Raw genomic sequence first — 16,434 nt, 5'->3', positions numbered from 1 at the left:
CGTCCGCTGCCGGGTGCCCCGGCGGCGGTTCTCCGAACACACGGGGGAGAGAATGAACATTCACGAGTACCAGGCCAAAGCGGTCCTGAAGGAATATGGCGCTCCGGTTGCCGAGGGCGTTGCAATCTTTTCGGCGTCTGAAGCCGAAGCGGCTGCAAAGCAGCTCCCTGGCCCGCTCTGGGTCGTCAAGTCCCAGATTCACGCCGGTGGCCGCGGCAAGGGCAAGTTCAAGGAACTGCCCGCTGATGCCAAGGGCGGCGTGCGTCTCGCCTTCTCGCTGGAAGACGTGGTCAAGCACGCTGGCGAAATGCTCGGCAACACCCTTGTCACCGCCCAGACGGGCGATGCCGGCAAGGTGGTGAACCGCCTCTACATCGAGGACGGCGCCGACATTGAGCGCGAGCTGTATCTCTCCATCCTCGTGGACCGTTCCGTTGGCCGCCCGGCCTTCGTGGTTTCCACCGAGGGCGGCATGGACATCGAGGCCGTTGCCGAACACACCCCGGAAAAGATCGTTACCCTGCCGATCGACCCGGACACCGGTGTGACGGATGCCGACGCTGGCAAGCTCTGCGATGCGCTGAAGCTTGAAGGCGAGGCCCGCGCCGACGCGCTGAAGCTGTTCCCGATCCTCTACAAGGCCTTCATGGAAAAGGACATGAGCCTTCTGGAGATCAACCCGCTGATCGTCATGAAGAACGGCCGCGTGCGCGTTCTCGACGCCAAGGTCTCCTTCGACGGCAACGCCCTGTTCCGTCATCCGGAAATCGTTGCCCTGCGCGACGAGACGGAAGAAGACGCCAAGGAAATCGAAGCTTCCAAGTGGGAGCTGGCCTACGTTGCCCTCGACGGCAACATCGGCTGCATGGTCAACGGCGCCGGCCTTGCCATGGCGACCATGGACATCATCAAGCTCTACGGCAAGGAGCCGGCGAACTTCTGTGACGTCGGTGGTGGCGCAGGCAAGGAGAAGGTCGCTGCGGCCTTCAAGATCATCACGGCTGACCCGAAGGTCGAGGGTATCCTCGTCAACATCTTCGGTGGCATCATGAAGTGCGACGTCATCGCGGAAGGCGTTCTCGCCGCGGTGAAGGAAGTCGGCCTCAAGGTTCCGCTGGTGGTGCGCCTCGAAGGCACCAACGTCGAACTCGGCAAGAAGATCATCGCCGAAAGCGGTCTGAATGTGATCGCCGCTGATGATCTGGACGATGCCGCCCAGAAGATTGTCGCTGCCGTGAAGGGAGCCGCCTGATGTCCATTCTCGTCAACAAGGACACCAAGATCATTGTCCAGGGCCTGACCGGCAAGACCGGCACGTTCCACACGGAACAGGCTCTGGCCTATTACGGCACCCAGATGGTCGCGGGCGTGCACCCGGCCAAGGGCGGCGAAAAGTGGTCCGGCTCCAAGGGCGAAAGCCTGCCGATCTTCGCATCCGTGGCTCAGGCCAAGGACGCCACGGGCGCTGACGCATCGGTGATCTACGTGCCGCCTGCCGGTGCTGCCGCTGCCATCATCGAGGCGATCGACGCCGAGATCCCCTTCATCGTCTGCATCACGGAAGGCATTCCGGTTGCCGACATGGTGAAGGTCAAGGCGAAGCTGGAGAAGTCCAAGTCGCGCCTGCTCGGCCCGAACTGCCCCGGCATCCTGACCCCTGAAGAATGCAAGATCGGCATCATGCCGGGCTCCATCTTCAAGAAAGGTTCGGTCGGTATTGTGTCGCGTTCCGGCACGCTTACCTATGAAGCCGTGTTCCAGACCTCCAACGCCGGCCTCGGCCAGACGACGGCTGTCGGCATTGGTGGTGACCCGGTCAAGGGCACCGAGTTCATCGACGTGCTGGAGATGTTCCTGGCCGACGAAGCCACCCAGTCGATCATCATGATCGGTGAAATTGGTGGCTCCGCCGAAGAGGATGCAGCCCAGTTCCTCAAGGACGAGGCCAAGAAGGGCCGCAAGAAGCCGATGGCCGGCTTCATCGCGGGCCGCACGGCTCCCAAGGGCCGCACGATGGGTCACGCCGGTGCCGTGATCTCCGGCGGCAAGGGCGGTGCGGAAGACAAGATTGCCGCCATGGAATCGGCCGGCATCCGCGTCTCTCCGTCTCCGGCCAAGCTCGGCGAGACCCTCGTCGAAGTCCTGAAGGGCTGATACGATTTCCGGGCGGGGCGCATGGCGCCCCGCTTCGGCAACCATCGGGCCCCCGGCGGCCACGCGGTAATCCAGGGGGATTTCCGCCAGCAAAGTGCCGGAAACGTGTCTTGGCTGCGTAGTTTGTTTACGTATCGTAAGGCATAAGGGACACCCGAGCGGACGCGGCGTCGCCGTCTCGTTCGCACTCTTGAGCGGGGTCCGCGCCGCAAGGCCGGGCCCGAACGTGCAAACCAAGGGCCTGCCATCCGGCCGGTCCGCCAAAATAAGGGCGGAGCAACCCTCCGCTGATGCAGCATGGCTCGGCAGGACGCGAACAATGTCTTCGCGATGACGTCGTTTCTCTACGGCGCCAACGCAGCCTATATCGAAGAACTCTACGCCCAGTATCAGGAGAACCCCGCTTCGGTTGACGCCGAGTGGCAGGACTTCTTTGCTGCGCTGAAGGATGAGAAGGCCGATGTGCTGAAGGAAGCGCGTGGCGCTCCCTGGAAGCGCGCTGACTGGCCGCTCGCCGCGAAAGGCGATCTCGTCAATGCCTGTGACGGCAACTGGGCTCCGGTCGAAAAGGCCGTGGGCGACAAGCTGAAGCAGAAGGGCGATGCCAAGGGCAAGCCGCTCTCGGATGCCGAAGTGCAGCAGGCGACCCGCGACAGCGTGCGTGCGCTGATGATGATCCGCGCCTATCGCATGCGCGGCCATCTGCATGCCGATCTCGATCCGCTGCGCCTCTCGCCCCCGGGCGATCACGAGGAGCTGCACCCCTCGTCCTACGGCTTCACGGATGCCGACTGGGACCGTCCGATCTTCATCGATCACGTGCTGGGTCTGGAATATGCCACCCTGCGCCAGATGCTGGAGATCCTGAAGCGCACCTATTGCTCGACCCTCGGCGTCGAGTTCATGCACATTTCCGATCCGGCCGCCAAGGCCTGGATTCAGGAGCGCATCGAAGGGCCGGACAAGCACGTCGAGTTCACCCCGCAGGGCAAGCGCGCCATCCTGAACAAGCTGGTCGAAGCCGAAGGCTTCGAGAAGTTCATTGATGTGAAGTACACCGGCACCAAGCGCTTCGGCCTTGATGGCGGCGAAGCGCTGATCCCGGCGCTGGAGCAGATCATCAAGCGCGGCGGCCAGATGGGCCTCAAGGACATCGTTCTCGGCATGGCCCACCGCGGCCGCCTGAACGTGCTGACCCAGGTGATGGGCAAGCCGCACCGCGCCGTGTTCCACGAGTTCAAGGGCGGCTCCTACGCCCCGGACGATGTGGAAGGCTCGGGCGACGTGAAGTATCACCTCGGTGCGTCTTCCGACCGTTCCTTCGACGGCAACGAGGTTCACCTGTCGCTGACGGCGAACCCCTCGCATCTGGAAATCGTCAATCCTGTGGTGCTCGGCAAGTCCCGCGCCAAGCAGGACCAGATTTCCGCCGTTGACGGCCGCTGGATGGTGGATACCGCCCAGATCGACCGCTCCCCGGTTCTGCCGCTGCTGATCCACGGTGACGCGGCCTTTGCCGGCCAGGGCGTCGTGGCAGAGTGCTTCGGCCTGTCGGGCCTGCGCGGCCACCGCACCGGCGGCTCGATCCACGTCATCATCAACAACCAGATCGGCTTCACCACCAATCCGCGTTTCTCGCGCTCCTCGCCCTATCCTTCGGATGTGGCGAAGGTCATCGAGGCGCCGATCCTGCATGTCAACGGCGACGATCCGGAAGCCGTGGTCTATGCGGCCAAGATCGCAACCGAGTTCCGCCAGACCTTTGGCCGCCCGGTCGTGATCGACATGATCTGCTACCGCCGCTTCGGCCATAACGAAGGCGACGAGCCGGCGTTCACGCAGCCGATCATGTACCGCAAGATCCGCAAGCACCCGACGACGCTGCAGCTCTACACCGACCGCCTGATCGCGGAAGGCGTGGTGTCGGCCGAAGAGGTCGAGGGCATGAAGGCCGCCTGGCGCGCCAAGCTCGACACCGAGTTCGAGGCTGGCCAGGTCTACAAGCCGAACAAGGCCGACTGGCTGGACGGCAAGTGGTCCGGTCTGAAGCGGGCTGACGACGAGGAAGATCCGCGCCGCGGCTCGACCGGCGTTGCCATGGATGACCTCAAGGCTCTGGGCAAGAAGCTTACGGAAGTGCCGGAGGGCTTCAACGTCCACCGCACCATCTCGCGCTTCCTCGCCAACCGTCAGACCATGATGGAAACCGGTGAGGGCATCGACTGGGCGACGGCCGAGGCGCTGGCCTTTGCAAGCCTGCTGAAGGAGGGCCACCCGGTCCGCCTGTCCGGCCAGGACTGCGAACGCGGCACCTTCTCCCAGCGCCACAGCGTGCTCTACGATCAGGAAGATGAAAGCCGCTACATCCCGCTGAACCATGTCAGCGGCGATCAGGCCCGTTACGAGGTCATCAACTCGATGCTCTCGGAAGAGGCTGTGCTCGGCTTCGAATACGGCTACTCGCTGGCAGAGCCGAATGCGCTGACCATGTGGGAAGCCCAGTTCGGTGACTTCGCCAACGGTGCCCAGGTGCTGTTCGACCAGTTCATCTCCTCTGGCGAGCGCAAGTGGCTGCGTATGTCCGGTCTCGTCTGCCTTCTGCCGCATGGCTATGAAGGTCAGGGTCCGGAGCACTCCTCCGCCCGTCTGGAGCGTTTCCTCCAGCTCTGCGCGGAAGACAACATGCAGGTCGCCAACTGCACCACGCCGGCGAACTACTTCCACATCCTGCGCCGTCAGCTGAAGCGCGACATCCGCAAGCCGCTGATCCTGATGACGCCGAAGTCGCTGCTGCGCCACAAGCGGGCGGTGTCCAAGCTCGTCGAGCTGGGTGAGGATTCCACGTTCCACCGCCTGCTGTGGGATGATGCCGAGTACCAGCCCGATGGCGCCACCCGCCTCGTCGCGGATGACAAGATCCGCCGGGTCGTCATGTGCTCCGGCAAGGTCTACTACGACCTGCTGGAAGAGCGTGAAAAGCGCGGCATCAACGACGTGTACCTGCTCCGCGTCGAGCAGATCTACCCGTTCCCGAAGAAGGCCCTCGCTCAGGAACTGGCCCGCTTCCGCAACGCCGACATGGTCTGGTGTCAGGAAGAGCCCAAGAACATGGGCAGCTGGTTCTTCGTCGAACCCTACATCGAATGGGTGCTCGACCAGATCGGCGCCAAGTGCCGCCGCCCGCGCTATGCCGGCCGCGACGCCATGGCCTCGACGGCAACGGGCCTGATGTCCAAGCATCTGGCCCAGCTCCAGGCATTCCTGGACGAAGCATTCGCAAGCTGATCCGGTCCGGCCTGCCATCTCCGGGATGGCGGGCCACCGGTCTACAGAATTGGCCAAGGCAGATTTTTTAAGAGAAGGCGACCATGGCAACCGAAATCCGCGTGCCCACCCTGGGCGAATCCGTGTCCGAAGCGACGATTGCCCAGTGGTTCAAGAAGCCGGGCGAAGCCATCAAGGCCGACGAGCCGCTGGTGGAACTGGAGACCGACAAGGTCACCGTTGAAGTTCCCGCTCCCGCTTCCGGCGTTCTGGAAAGCATCGTCGTCAAGGAAGGCGAGACCGTTGGCGTCAACGCTCTCCTCGGCTACATCGCAGCTGGCGAAGGCGCCGCTGCAGCTCCCGCTGCCAAGGCAGAGGCTCCGGCCCCGGCGGCAGCTCCCGCTGCTGCTGCTCCGGCCGCCGCTCCCGCAGCTCCGTCCTCCATGCCCCCGGCCCCGGCTGCCGGCAAGCTCTTGGCCGAAACCGGCCTGTCGGCTGACCAGGTTGCCGGTTCCGGCAAGCGCGGTCAGGTGCTGAAGGGCGACGTGCTGGCCGCTGTTGCCGCCGGCGTTTCCGCAGCTCCGGCTGCCGCGGCTGCTCCCGCCGCTGTCCGTGCGTCCGTTCCGGCGGATGACGAGGCCCGCGAAGAGCGCGTGCGCATGACCAAGCTGCGCCAGACCATCGCGCGCCGCCTGAAGGATGCCCAGAACACCGCCGCCATGCTCACCACCTACAACGAGGTGGACATGGGCCCGGTGATGGACCTGCGCAGCTCCTACAAGGATGTGTTTGAGAAGAAGCATGGCGTGAAGCTCGGCTTCATGGGCTTCTTCACCAAGGCCGTCTGCCACGCCCTGAAGGAAATCCCGGCCGTGAACGCCGAGATCGACGGCACGGACGTGATCTACAAGAACTTCTGCCACATCGGTGTGGCCGTCGGCACGGACAAGGGCCTTGTCGTGCCGGTGGTGCGTGATGCGGACCAGATGTCGATCGCAGAGATCGAGAAGGAAATCGCCAACCTCGGCCGCAAGGCCCGTGACGGCAAGCTCGGCGTCGCCGACATGCAGGGCGGCACCTTCACCATCTCCAACGGCGGCGTTTATGGCTCGCTGATGTCCTCGCCGATCCTCAATGCGCCGCAGTCGGGCATCCTGGGCATGCACAAGATCCAGGAGCGTCCGATGGCCGTGAACGGTCAGGTCGTCATCCGTCCGATGATGTATCTGGCGCTGTCCTACGATCACCGCATCGTTGACGGCAAGGAAGCCGTGACCTTCCTCGTCCGCGTCAAGGAAAGCCTGGAAGATCCGCGCCGTCTGGTGCTGGACCTCTAAGCGCTCCACAGCTCATCCGCCGCCGGTTCTCCGGCGGCGGGCCTGCAAAAGGGCCGCTGGTCATGAGAGGCACGCTCGAAAGGCTGCAAGCCAACTGGGTCTACGGCGGTTTCCTCGCCGGTCTCGTCCTGCTGGCCATGACCAGCGTCTTCACCAAGACCTGGCCCTTTCCGGAAAAGCTCGTCTATCTGAGCCTTCCCTTCTACATGCTGCATCAGCTTGAAGAGCATGATGCCGACCGTTTCCGCCGCTTCGTGAACTATGTCATTGGCCGGGGGCATGATGTGCTCACGGTTCGAGCCGTGTTCATCATCAACGTGGCGGGTGTGTGGGGCGTCGTGGCGCTGTCGCTCTGGCTCATGCGCTCCATCGCGCCGGGCTGGGGGCTGATTGCGGTCTATCTGCTGCTGATCAACGCAGCTTTGCATGTGGCGCAGGGTCTTGTCCTGCGCCTCTACAATCCGGGCCTTGCCACCGCCGTGGCCCTGTTCATTCCCCTGGGCGTCTATGCGATCTATGGCCTTTGGCCTCTGACGACGCCCCTCCAGCACGGGGTGTCGATCCTCCTTGTGCTGGCGCTCCATGGCGCCATTGCCTTGCGCGTGCGCCAGAGGCTGCAACGGTTCGAAGCCGCAGCCGCATCTTCAAACGATTTCCCTTCGCAAACCTAGAGGCGACCTCATGTCCCAATACGATCTCGTCGTCATCGGCACCGGCCCCGGTGGTTATGTCTGCGCCATCAAGGCAGCCCAGCTTGGCCTGAAGGTCGCCGTTGTCGAAAAGCGCGCCACCCATGGCGGCACCTGCCTGAACGTCGGCTGCATCCCGTCCAAGGCGCTGCTGCATGCTTCGGAACTGTTCCATGAAGCCGGTCACGGCTTTGAAAGCCTCGGCATCAAGGTGAACGCACCTACGCTGGACCTGCCGGCCATGATGCAGCACAAGCAGGCCACCATCGACGCCAATGTCGGCGGTGTCGGTTTCCTGCTGAAGAAGAACAAGATCGATGCCTTCCACGGCACCGGCAAGATTCTGGCGGCCGGCAAGGTCTCCGTCACGGCGGAAGACGGCAAGGTCACCGAGCTTGAGACCAAGTCCATCGTCATCGCCACCGGCTCTGACGTGATGCCGCTGCCGGGTGTCGAGATCGACGAGAAGACGGTGGTTTCCTCCACTGGCGCGCTGACGCTGGAGAAGGTTCCGGGTCATCTGGTGGTCGTCGGTGGTGGCGTCATCGGTCTGGAGCTGGGTTCCGTCTGGGGCCGTCTGGGCGCCAAGGTGACTGTCGTCGAGTTCATGGACAAGATCCTCGGGCCGATGGACGGTGACATCTCCAAGCAGTTCCAGCGCATCCTTGCCAAGCAGGGCATGGAGTTCAAGCTGTCGTCCAAGGTGACGGGCGTTGAGAAGAAGGGCGGCAGCCTTGCCGTCAGCATCGAGCCGGCCGCCGGTGGCGCTGCCGAAGTGCTGGAAGCCGACGTGGTGCTGGTCGCCATTGGCCGCCGTCCTTACACCGCCGGTCTTGGCCTTGAGGAAGCCGGCGTCAAGCTGGACAACCGTGGCCGGGTCGAGATCGACGGTCACTATCAGACCAACGTTCCGGGCATCTATGCCATTGGCGACGTGGTCGTTGGCCCGATGCTCGCCCACAAGGCCGAAGACGAGGGCGTCGCTCTGGCCGAAATCCTCGCCGGTCAGGCTGGCCATGTGAACTATGACGTCATCCCGGGCGTGGTCTACACCTCGCCGGAAGTCGCCTCCGTCGGCAAGACCGAGGAAGAGCTCAAGGCTGCTGGTGTCAATTACAAGACCGGCAAGTTCAACTTCACCGCCAACGGCCGCGCCCGCGCCATGAACCACACCGACGGTTTCGTCAAGGTTCTGGCCGATGCTGCGACCGACCGCGTGCTGGGCGTGCACATCCTCGGCCACGGCGCCGGCGAGATGATCCACGAAGCTGCCGTGCTGATGGAATTCGGCGGCTCTTCGGAAGATCTTGGCCGCACCTGCCACGCGCATCCGACCATGTCGGAAGCCGTCAAGGAAGCCGCCATGGCCACCTTCGCCAAGCCGATCCACGCCTGATTGGTGCTGGACCTGCAGACATGACAAAGGCCGGAGCGGCAACGCTCCGGCCTTTTTGCTCTACGGGCTGACCTGCCAGTTTTCTCCGTCTTGCCATGGCTCGACCATGGCATCCATGCCGTTTCAGCTCCGCACGCTCGTGCGCGTATGGGTGGACCTTTCTGCAAACCGGCATGATTGGAAAGGTCAGGGAATGGATGCCATGATCAAGTCATGGCATGACGAAACACAGATATGCCCTTCACCCTTGCGGCACATACCAAAGCCCGTCAGCGCCCTTTTGCAGCATCGGGGTTTCGAAGCAGCCCACGGTGCGGGTGGTCCAGTGGTCCGGGCCTTCTGCGCCCTCGCACCAGCGGCGTGACTGCAGCATGGCGGCGCCGGTGACCACGGGGGCAAGGCCAAGACCGGCCAGAAGATCCAGCGCGGCGCGGATGGAAGCGCCGCTTGAGATCACGTCATCAACCAGCGCGATCCGGCGGCCCTGAAGCAGGGGCAGCATGCGCGGGTCTACATAGAGCCGCTTGATCTGATCCGGCGTGGTGATGGAGGTGAGTGGCACCGAAAGGCTGTCATCGTACCAGAACTTGCGCGAGGTGCCGAGCGGCACATAGCGGCTGTGGCCGAGCCTGCGGGCGGTCTCGGCGGCGAGCGTCAGGCCAAGCGTCGGCAGGCCCACCACCACTTCCGGCGTGAAAGGTGCGAGCCTCTCCGCAAGGCCCTGTGCCAGTGCATCCAGAACGGTAAAGCCCGCCTGATTGACGATGAGCGAGGCCAGTGCGTGCTTGCCATCGGCCAGCGGGCGGATCGGCAGGCGCAGCTGTTCGCCGCTGGGAAGCGTTGCCGGGAAGAAGTTGCGATGGCCAATATTGACCGGGAAGCTGCCCGGCGCATGCAGTTCCTGCCAGAACTCATGAGGCTCAAGTGCGGGCGGGTGCGGCTCAGTCATGGGCGGCCTCACCGGAAAGCTCCCGCTCCACCAGCTGCACCCAAAAGCGCACGCCGGGGCCGATGGCGGCGTCGTTGAAGTCATAGGCCGTGTTGTGATGCAGCGCGCCATCCACCGCCGGGCCATTGCCGAGCCAGACATAGCAGCCCGGTGCTTCACCGGCGAAATAGGCGAAATCATCGCCCGCCGTTGAGGGCGGGAAGGCGGTGCGCAGCTTCTCGCCAAACACATCCCGCGCCGCGCCAAGTGCCCGCTGCGTTGTGTCCGGATGGTTGATGACCGGGGGAATGCGGCGGATGTAGGTATAGTCTGCGGCAATGGCGAACATCTGCGCGGTGCCTTGGGCCAGACGGCCGATTTCCGCCTCCAGCTGATTGCGTACCTCCGGCGAATAGGCGCGGGCCGTGCCGCCGATCTCCACCAGATCCGGAATGACATTCAACGCCTTGGGGTCACCGGCCTGAACGGAACAGGCGCTGACCACGGCAGGCTGCAGCGGATCGACAACGCGGCCCGGAATGGTTTGCAAGGCGGAGAGGAAAGCTCCGGCGGCAGTGATGGGATCGCGGCCCAGATGCGGCTTGGCGCCATGGGTGCCGGTGCCCCGGAAGGTGACGCGCCAGCTGTCGGACGAGGCGAGCTGCGGGCCTTCCACAACCGCCATCTCGTCCGGGTCCAGCCCCGGCATGTTGTGCAGGCCATAGACCGCATCACAGGGGAACAGGCGGAAGAGGCCGTCCTCCACCATGCGCTTTGCCCCGCCCCGGCCTTCTTCGGCGGGCTGGAAGATGAAATGCGCCGTGCCGGAGAAATTGCGCGTTCTCGCCAGCGCCCTTGCCGCGCCCAGCAGCATGGTGGTGTGGCCATCGTGGCCGCAGGCGTGCATCTTGCCGGGCACGGTGGATTTCCATGGCCGGTCTGCGGTTTCCGGCATGGCGAGCGCATCCATGTCGGCGCGCAGGCCAATGCAGCGCGGGCCGTTGCCGCAGCGCAGGGTGCCGACAACGCCGGTGCCGCCAAGGCCCCTGTGCACCTCCAGCCCCGCCTCCGCCAGCCGGTTCGCAACGATGGCGCTGGTGCGCTCCTCCTCAAAGCCCAGCTCGGGATGGGCGTGCAGGCCGCGGCGCAGGTCTGTCAGAAACGGCAGGTCAGCGTCGATCAGGTCGCTCATGGCGGGCCTCTTTCAGGCAAGGATTTCGAGAACGGGAGACTCCAGCACGCGCCCGGTCTCCACATCGGCAATGCCCCGGTCTGTCTGGTGCGGTCCTGCATTGCAGGCAAGCGTGGCGCCGAAACAGGCCTTGAACACAAGATAGGGCGGCTGCCAGGTGACAACCTCATCCATGGCGGCGCGGATCCGGGCAAAGCCTTCGGCCACTTCGCCCAGCGGGGCATCCGACACAAGGCCGGAAAGCGGCAGGGGCAGCACGGCCAGCACCTTGCCGCTGGAAGCCACGGCCATGCCGCCGCCTGCCTCGATCACCGCATTGGCTGCTGTGGCCAGGTCTTCGGCGCTGCCGCCAAAGACCGTCAGGTTGTGGCTGTCATGGGAAACAGTGGTGGCAAAGGCGCCGTTCCAGCGGCCCCATTCGCGCAGGAAACCGACGCGCGGGCGGCTGTCCGCCCGGCCATGCCGGTGGGCAACGGCAATCAGCGTTGTCTCCTCCGGCGGCACCACAAAGCCGCCGCGCACGTCTGCTTCTGCCGTGCCCCAGCGGGTGAAACGGGGCCGGTCGATGGTGGCGAGTTTGACGCGGGAGCCTGCGGCGGGAACCCGGAAATCATCCGGACTTAGCTGGCTAATTTTCATCGATCCGCGCAGGCTGGAGAGAGCGCTGGAGCGCGGCTCTGCCAGCATCTGCCCCTCCCGTGCCACCACTTCACCGTTGACGATCACCTGCCGTGCGGTGAAGCTCTCAAGGTCAGCGAAGACGATGAGGTCGGCCCGCCGCCCGGCGGCGATAAGGCCGAGATCCTCGCGGCCGAGCCGCCTTGCGCCGTTGAGCGTTGCCGCCTGCAAGGCCCATTCGGGCTTGAGGCCATAGCGCACCAGCCGCCGCACCACGTCATCAAGGCCGCCGGCCTTCGCAAGGTCATCGGGGAACACGTCATCTGTGCAGAGCGTCACGGTCTGTGGCAGGTGGCCGAGCGTGTTCAGGGCTTCCACGAATTCCGGCAGCAGATGGTCGTGGGAGCCGCGCAGCTCGATGGAAAGCCCGGCGCGCAGTTTTTCCATCAGGTCCGCGGCGGAAGTCAGCTCATGATCGGAGGTGACACCGGCAGCCATGAAGGCGGCAAGGTCCGGGCCGGTGAGGCCGCGTGCATGGCCGCAGACCGGCTTTCCGGCGGCAAGCCCGGCCTGCACGATGCCACTCATGCGCGGCTCGCCCGCGATGACGCCGCGCATGTTCATCACTTCCGCAATGCCGGCAATGCCGGGGCGGGCGAGCAGGGCGGCGATTTCTTCCGGTCCGAAATCAGCCCCGGCCAGCTCCAGCCCCGGCGCGGAAGGCACGCAGGAAGGGGCGAGCACGGCAAGGCGCAACGGCAGACCTGCACTGGCGGCAAGCGCGGCATCGACACCCGCAAGCCCGTGCACATTGCCGAATTCATGCGGGTCCCACACGGCGGTGGTGACGCCCCGGGGCACTACGGCTGCCGCATAGGCGGCGGGCGTCACCATGGAGCTTTCGACATGCATATGCGTGTCGATGAGGCCGGGGGAGAGATAGCCGCCCTGCGCGTCGATGATGTCCGTGGCATCGCTGCGGCTGCCGGGGGCGTGGACGGAGGCAATCAAAGGCCCTGTCAGGCCCACATCGGCGGCGCGGCGCTCGCCGGTCACCATGTCGATGAGGATGGCGTTGACGATCAGCCGGTCAAACGGCGCATCGCCTCTGGCTGCCGCGACAGTGCGCAGGCGCAGGGCGGGATCTGCAAGATCGAACGGCTCGCGTGTCTGGTGTGTGGTCATGGCCGGGCTGCCTCCCGCGTCAGGGCGGTGAGGATCATGCCGCGCACGGCATCCACATCGCAGGCAGAGGCATAGGCGGCGTTGAAGCGGGCATGGGTGGCGCGGGTTTCCACCACGGTGCGCCCGCGCGTGTGCTGACCGGCCGTTTCCATGGCGATATGCGCCGGGGTGAAGCTGGCCAATTCAGGCCGGGCGAAGATGGCAGCAGCTGCCGGATCATAGAGCGCCATGGCGGGCCGTCCCCGGCTGGTGGCGATGGCGATGAAGCCTTCCAGCATGTCCGCCAGAAGCGCCGCATTGCGCCCGCCTGCGGCCCGCACGGGAGCGGCGTCCTCGGGGCTTGCGAGGATCTGGCGGCAGAAATCGAGGTCCACCATCTTCAGCGGCAGGCCCTGCGCCAGCACGATGGCTACAGCCTCCGGGTCGGCATAGGCGTTGAATTCGGCAGAGGCGGTGTGGTTGCCCTTCGTCAGCCCGCCGCCCATCCACACCAGCTCGTCAATGCGGGCGGCAAGGGCGGGGCGGGCGAGGACCAGCGCGGCTATGTTGGTCAGCGGCCCGAGCGCCAGAATGCGGCGGGGGGCAGGGGCGCTCTCCAGCCAGTCACAGAGCGCGGCAAAGGCATCGCCTTCCGGCAGCGGCTGATCCTGCGGCACGGTGAGGCCAATCGTCGGAATGCCGGTGGCCCCGAGGATGGCCTCTGCCGTCTCCATCTGGCCCATGACGGGGCGGGCAAGGCCGCTGTGCAAGGGCACGCGCCAGCCGAAGGCCGAGGCCGCGCCCGCAGCGTTGCGGCGTACCTGATCAAGCGGCGTGTTGCCGAAGACCAGCGAAATGCCGTCCACCTCAAGCCCTGCATCCATCACGGTCACAATGGCCGCGATGTCGTCAAAGCCCATATCCGTGTCGATCCACACACCCATGGTCTATCCGAACCTGTTGAGTTCCGCCGCGCCGGAAACCGGCAGGTCGAAGGCAAGGCTTGCCCCCAGCGCATGGGCGGGAAGGGCTGCATCGGTTTCAGCTTTTATCAGACCCAGCGGCGTTTCCAGCACATATTCGCGGGTGCTGCCTGCAAAGGACACGCCGCGCACAATGCCCTTGTGCGGCCCTGTTTTAAGCTGGATGGCGCGGGGCCGCCAGGCAAGGCCGGCCGCTTGCGGCAGCGGGCCGGACACCTCCAGGGCGCCCGCGTCCGTCACGAGCCTGTTGCCGTCGATCCGGGCGATGTTTTCGAAGCCGACGAAATCGGCGACGAAACTGGAAGCCGGGTGATTGTAGATCTCCTCCGGCGTGCCAATCTGCTCGATGGCGCCATTGCGCATGACGACGATGCGGTCGGCGAGGGCAAGGGCTTCCACCTGATCATGGGTGACGAAGATCATCGTCACGCCGCTTTCCTTCTGCACGCGCTGCAGCTCCGTGCGCATTTCAAGGCGCAGGCGGGCGTCAAGGTTGGACAGCGGCTCGTCCAGCATCAGGAGCTTGGGTTGCATCACCAGCGAGCGGGCCAGCGCCACACGCTGCTGCTGGCCGCCGGAAAGCTCCGGCGTCTTGCGGGAGGCAAAGGCGGAGAGGCCCACGGTCTTAAGCCCGGTCTCAACCGTCTGTTTCAGTGCCTCGCCGCTGATACCCTTCAGCCGCAGGCCGAAGGCGACATTCTCGAACACGGTCAGATGCGGGAACAGGGCATAGGACTGGAAGACGAGGCCGATCTCGCGCTTGTTGGCGCCCACACGGGTGATGTCGCGGCCATCCAGCACGATGCGGCCCGATTGCACCGGCATCAGCCCCGCGATGGCGCGCATGGTTGTCGTCTTGCCGCAGCCGGAGGGGCCGAGCAGCGCCAGAAGCTCGCCGCGCCGGATGGTGAGGTCAAGGCTCTCCACCGCCGTGGTCTTGCCATAGGCCAGCGACAGCTTGTCCAGGGTCAGATAGGTGGCGTCAGACATAGCGTGAGAACCCCAGGAAACGTTCGGCGGCAAAGACGATGCCGATGGACAGGAAGGCGAGCAGCGACGACAGTGCGGCAATGGAGGGATCGAAGACGATTTCCATGTAGCCCAGCATGTCGATGGGCAGGGTGCGCACGCCGGGACCGGAGAGGAACAGCGACACCGGCACCTGATTGAAGCTCGTCACGAAGCCGAGGATGAAGGCGGAGAGAATGCCGCCGCGAATGTTGGGCAGCACCACCCGGAAGAAGGCGCCGAGCCGCGACGAGCCGAGCAGCACGGCTGCCTCCTCCATGTCGGAGCGCAGGTTCGCAAGGCTGGCGGACACCACCCGCACCGCATAGGGCAGCACCAGCGCCGTATGGGCGACGAACAGCGCCAGGCTGATCGACAGGCCGATGGGCAGCACGAAATAGCGCAGCAGGGCAAGGCCGACGATGATGCCCGGCACGATGATGGGCATCGACACCATGAAGCGCACGGTCTCCGCCCCCGGCAGCCTGTAGCGCGACATGGCATAGGCGGCAGGCACGCCCAGCACCAGCGCCGACAGGGTGCCGCCAATGGCAAGGATCATCGAGGTGACGAAGCTCTGCTGGAAGCTTTCCACCGTGAAGACCTTTGCGATCCAGCGGAAGGAAAAGCCCTGCGGCGGAAAGGCCAGCGTCTCGCCGGCAGAAAAGGACGCGGCGACGATGATGAAGAACGGACCGATGAGGAAGGTCAGCACCAGCGTCAGGATGATCCAGCTGGACAGTCTCTGGGTCATGACTTGCTCCGGGCCGTGGCAATGCGGCGCAACAGGATGTTGGCGGCAAAGCTCATGACGATGAGGATGAGGGCGATGACGCTGGCGGCAACGAAATTGCCTGCGACGGTGACCTGCTGATAGAGCAGGGTTTCCAGCATCAGCACCTTGGAGCCGCCGAGGATGGCCGGGGTGATGTAGGCGGTGAGCGAGCCGGTGAAGACCAGCGTGCCGCCGACGACCAGCCCCTCGCGGGAGAGCGGCAGGATCACCTTCCAGAATACCTGGAACCAGTTGGCCCCCAGCACCCTTGCGGCAGGCACCGCATCACGCGGCAGGTTTTCCAGCGCGCTGATCAGCGACAGGATCATCAAGGGCAGGAACAGCTGCAACAGGCCGATGAAGACGGCGGTCTCGGTGAAGAGGATGCGCAAGGGGCCATCCGTCAGGCCGATGCCCTGCAGCGCCTGATTGACGATGCCGGTGCGCCCCAGAATGACGATCCAGGCATAGGTGCGGGCCACCGGTGAGATCATCAGCGGCAGCACGATCAGGCCGGTGACGCGGCCTTTGGAGCCTGGCGGCAGGGTGACGATGGCATAGGCTGCGGCATAGCCGATGACGGCGGCCACCACGGTGACCATCGCCCCCAGTTTCAGCGTGCGCAGGAAAACCGTCTGGTTCAGCGGCTGCGAAAAGAAATCCGTATAGGCCGACAGCGTCCAGCCTTCGGCAGAGCGGAAGCCCTCCGACAGCAGCAGCACGACAGGCACGAGAAAGACCACGGCCGCGAAGAGCGCCGCAGGCAGCGCAAGTGCCAGAGCTTCCGCCCGGTTCTGGAACATGATGTCCGCCTTAGCTTCTGGAGGGAGAAAAGTCGGGGTGCGGCGGCAGAGCGGAGCCCGCCCGCCGCACCCCCAGCCTTGGGAGGCATTCGTCCGGCAGCGCGAAGCTGCCAATGCTGGTCC

At 64.9% G+C, this 16,434-nt stretch carries 13 protein-coding genes; 6 read left to right on the top strand and 7 right to left on the bottom strand.

Annotation, left to right across the window (positions count from 1 at the left end):
* Positions 1-52: 52 nt before the first annotated feature.
* The 6 genes from sucC to lpdA all read left to right on the top strand — a co-directional run bounded on the left by sucC (position 53) and on the right by lpdA (position 8,840).
* Positions 53-1,252, top strand: a complete 1,200-nt coding sequence (gene sucC / locus H163_RS0106295; protein WP_019963710.1) for an ADP-forming succinate--CoA ligase subunit beta — start codon at positions 53-55, stop codon at positions 1,250-1,252.
* Entirely contained in the window at positions 1,252-2,154 is a 903-nt protein-coding gene (sucD, locus tag H163_RS0106290; protein ID WP_019963709.1) for a succinate--CoA ligase subunit alpha, read from the top strand. Before sucC ends, sucD begins: the two co-directional genes overlap by 1 nt.
* Before the next feature lie 297 nt (positions 2,155-2,451).
* On the top strand, positions 2,452-5,439 hold the full coding sequence (locus H163_RS0106285) for a 2-oxoglutarate dehydrogenase E1 component (RefSeq protein WP_019963708.1): 2,988 nt from the start codon (positions 2,452-2,454) through the stop codon (positions 5,437-5,439).
* An 83-nt stretch (positions 5,440-5,522) separates the two neighbouring features.
* Positions 5,523-6,755 (top strand): 2-oxoglutarate dehydrogenase complex dihydrolipoyllysine-residue succinyltransferase, encoded by a 1,233-nt coding sequence (gene odhB, locus H163_RS0106280; protein ID WP_019963707.1) that lies wholly within the window; start codon positions 5,523-5,525, stop codon positions 6,753-6,755.
* Positions 6,756-6,817: 62 nt separating this feature from the next.
* Positions 6,818-7,426, top strand: coding sequence for an HXXEE domain-containing protein (locus H163_RS0106275; protein WP_019963706.1), 609 nt, complete (start codon positions 6,818-6,820; stop codon positions 7,424-7,426).
* A gap of 10 nt (positions 7,427-7,436) precedes the next feature.
* Complete coding sequence (lpdA, locus tag H163_RS0106270; protein ID WP_019963705.1) at positions 7,437-8,840, top strand: dihydrolipoyl dehydrogenase; 1,404 nt, start codon at positions 7,437-7,439, stop codon at positions 8,838-8,840.
* A gap of 241 nt (positions 8,841-9,081) precedes the next feature.
* On the opposite strand, the gene H163_RS0106265 is transcribed toward lpdA, so the two are convergent.
* The 7 genes from H163_RS0106265 to H163_RS0106235 are packed head-to-tail and all read right to left on the bottom strand — an operon-like array spanning position 9,082 to position 16,311.
* Positions 9,082-9,789 carry a phosphoribosyltransferase gene (locus H163_RS0106265; RefSeq protein WP_019963704.1) on the bottom strand — a complete coding sequence of 236 codons (708 nt, stop codon included), beginning with the start codon at positions 9,787-9,789 and terminating at the stop codon, positions 9,082-9,084.
* The gene (locus H163_RS0106260) at positions 9,782-10,960 is read right to left on the bottom strand and encodes a M20 aminoacylase family protein (protein WP_019963703.1); all 1,179 of its coding nucleotides are present in this window, start codon (positions 10,958-10,960) and stop codon (positions 9,782-9,784) included. The genes H163_RS0106265 and H163_RS0106260 overlap by 8 nt, the downstream gene beginning before the upstream one ends.
* Before the next feature lie 12 nt (positions 10,961-10,972).
* A complete protein-coding gene (locus H163_RS0106255) occupies positions 10,973-12,763 on the bottom strand; it encodes an adenine deaminase (protein WP_019963702.1) in 1,791 nt (596 codons plus the stop codon).
* Positions 12,760-13,686, bottom strand: a complete 927-nt coding sequence (locus H163_RS0106250; RefSeq protein WP_019963701.1) for a nucleoside hydrolase — start codon at positions 13,684-13,686, stop codon at positions 12,760-12,762. Before H163_RS0106250 ends, H163_RS0106255 begins: the two co-directional genes overlap by 4 nt.
* Before the next feature lie 3 nt (positions 13,687-13,689).
* The gene (locus tag H163_RS0106245) at positions 13,690-14,715 is read right to left on the bottom strand and encodes an ABC transporter ATP-binding protein (protein WP_019963700.1); all 1,026 of its coding nucleotides are present in this window, start codon (positions 14,713-14,715) and stop codon (positions 13,690-13,692) included.
* Complete coding sequence (locus tag H163_RS0106240; protein ID WP_019963699.1) at positions 14,708-15,487, bottom strand: ABC transporter permease; 780 nt, start codon at positions 15,485-15,487, stop codon at positions 14,708-14,710. Before H163_RS0106240 ends, H163_RS0106245 begins: the two co-directional genes overlap by 8 nt.
* Entirely contained in the window at positions 15,484-16,311 is an 828-nt protein-coding gene (locus H163_RS0106235; RefSeq protein WP_019963698.1) for an ABC transporter permease, read from the bottom strand. Before H163_RS0106235 ends, H163_RS0106240 begins: the two co-directional genes overlap by 4 nt.
* Positions 16,312-16,434 lie beyond the last annotated feature (123 nt).

The sequence above is a fragment of the Pannonibacter phragmitetus DSM 14782 genome (genome assembly GCF_000382365.1).
GTDB lineage: Bacteria > Pseudomonadota > Alphaproteobacteria > Rhizobiales > Stappiaceae > Pannonibacter > Pannonibacter phragmitetus.
The sequence above is the reverse complement of the archived record's forward strand: the minus strand, read 5'-3'. Positions and strand labels throughout refer to the sequence as shown.

What these genes read in the sequence shown, in the direction of transcription:
- sucC (WP_019963710.1), top strand. Translation starts at nt 53, where the DNA reads ATGAACATTCACGAGTACCAGGCCAAAGCGGTCCTGAAGGAATATGGC.
- sucD (WP_019963709.1), top strand. Translation starts at nt 1,252, where the DNA reads ATGTCCATTCTCGTCAACAAGGACACCAAGATCATTGTCCAGGGCCTG.
- H163_RS0106285 (WP_019963708.1), top strand. Translation starts at nt 2,452, where the DNA reads ATGGCTCGGCAGGACGCGAACAATGTCTTCGCGATGACGTCGTTTCTC.
- odhB (WP_019963707.1), top strand. Translation starts at nt 5,523, where the DNA reads ATGGCAACCGAAATCCGCGTGCCCACCCTGGGCGAATCCGTGTCCGAA.
- H163_RS0106275 (WP_019963706.1), top strand. Translation starts at nt 6,818, where the DNA reads ATGAGAGGCACGCTCGAAAGGCTGCAAGCCAACTGGGTCTACGGCGGT.
- lpdA (WP_019963705.1), top strand. Translation starts at nt 7,437, where the DNA reads ATGTCCCAATACGATCTCGTCGTCATCGGCACCGGCCCCGGTGGTTAT.
- H163_RS0106265 (WP_019963704.1), bottom strand. Translation starts at nt 9,789, where the DNA reads ATGACTGAGCCGCACCCGCCCGCACTTGAGCCTCATGAGTTCTGGCAG.
- H163_RS0106260 (WP_019963703.1), bottom strand. Translation starts at nt 10,960, where the DNA reads ATGAGCGACCTGATCGACGCTGACCTGCCGTTTCTGACAGACCTGCGC.
- H163_RS0106255 (WP_019963702.1), bottom strand. Translation starts at nt 12,763, where the DNA reads ATGACCACACACCAGACACGCGAGCCGTTCGATCTTGCAGATCCCGCC.
- H163_RS0106250 (WP_019963701.1), bottom strand. Translation starts at nt 13,686, where the DNA reads ATGGGTGTGTGGATCGACACGGATATGGGCTTTGACGACATCGCGGCC.
- H163_RS0106245 (WP_019963700.1), bottom strand. Translation starts at nt 14,715, where the DNA reads ATGTCTGACGCCACCTATCTGACCCTGGACAAGCTGTCGCTGGCCTAT.
- H163_RS0106240 (WP_019963699.1), bottom strand. Translation starts at nt 15,487, where the DNA reads ATGACCCAGAGACTGTCCAGCTGGATCATCCTGACGCTGGTGCTGACC.
- H163_RS0106235 (WP_019963698.1), bottom strand. Translation starts at nt 16,311, where the DNA reads ATGTTCCAGAACCGGGCGGAAGCTCTGGCACTTGCGCTGCCTGCGGCG.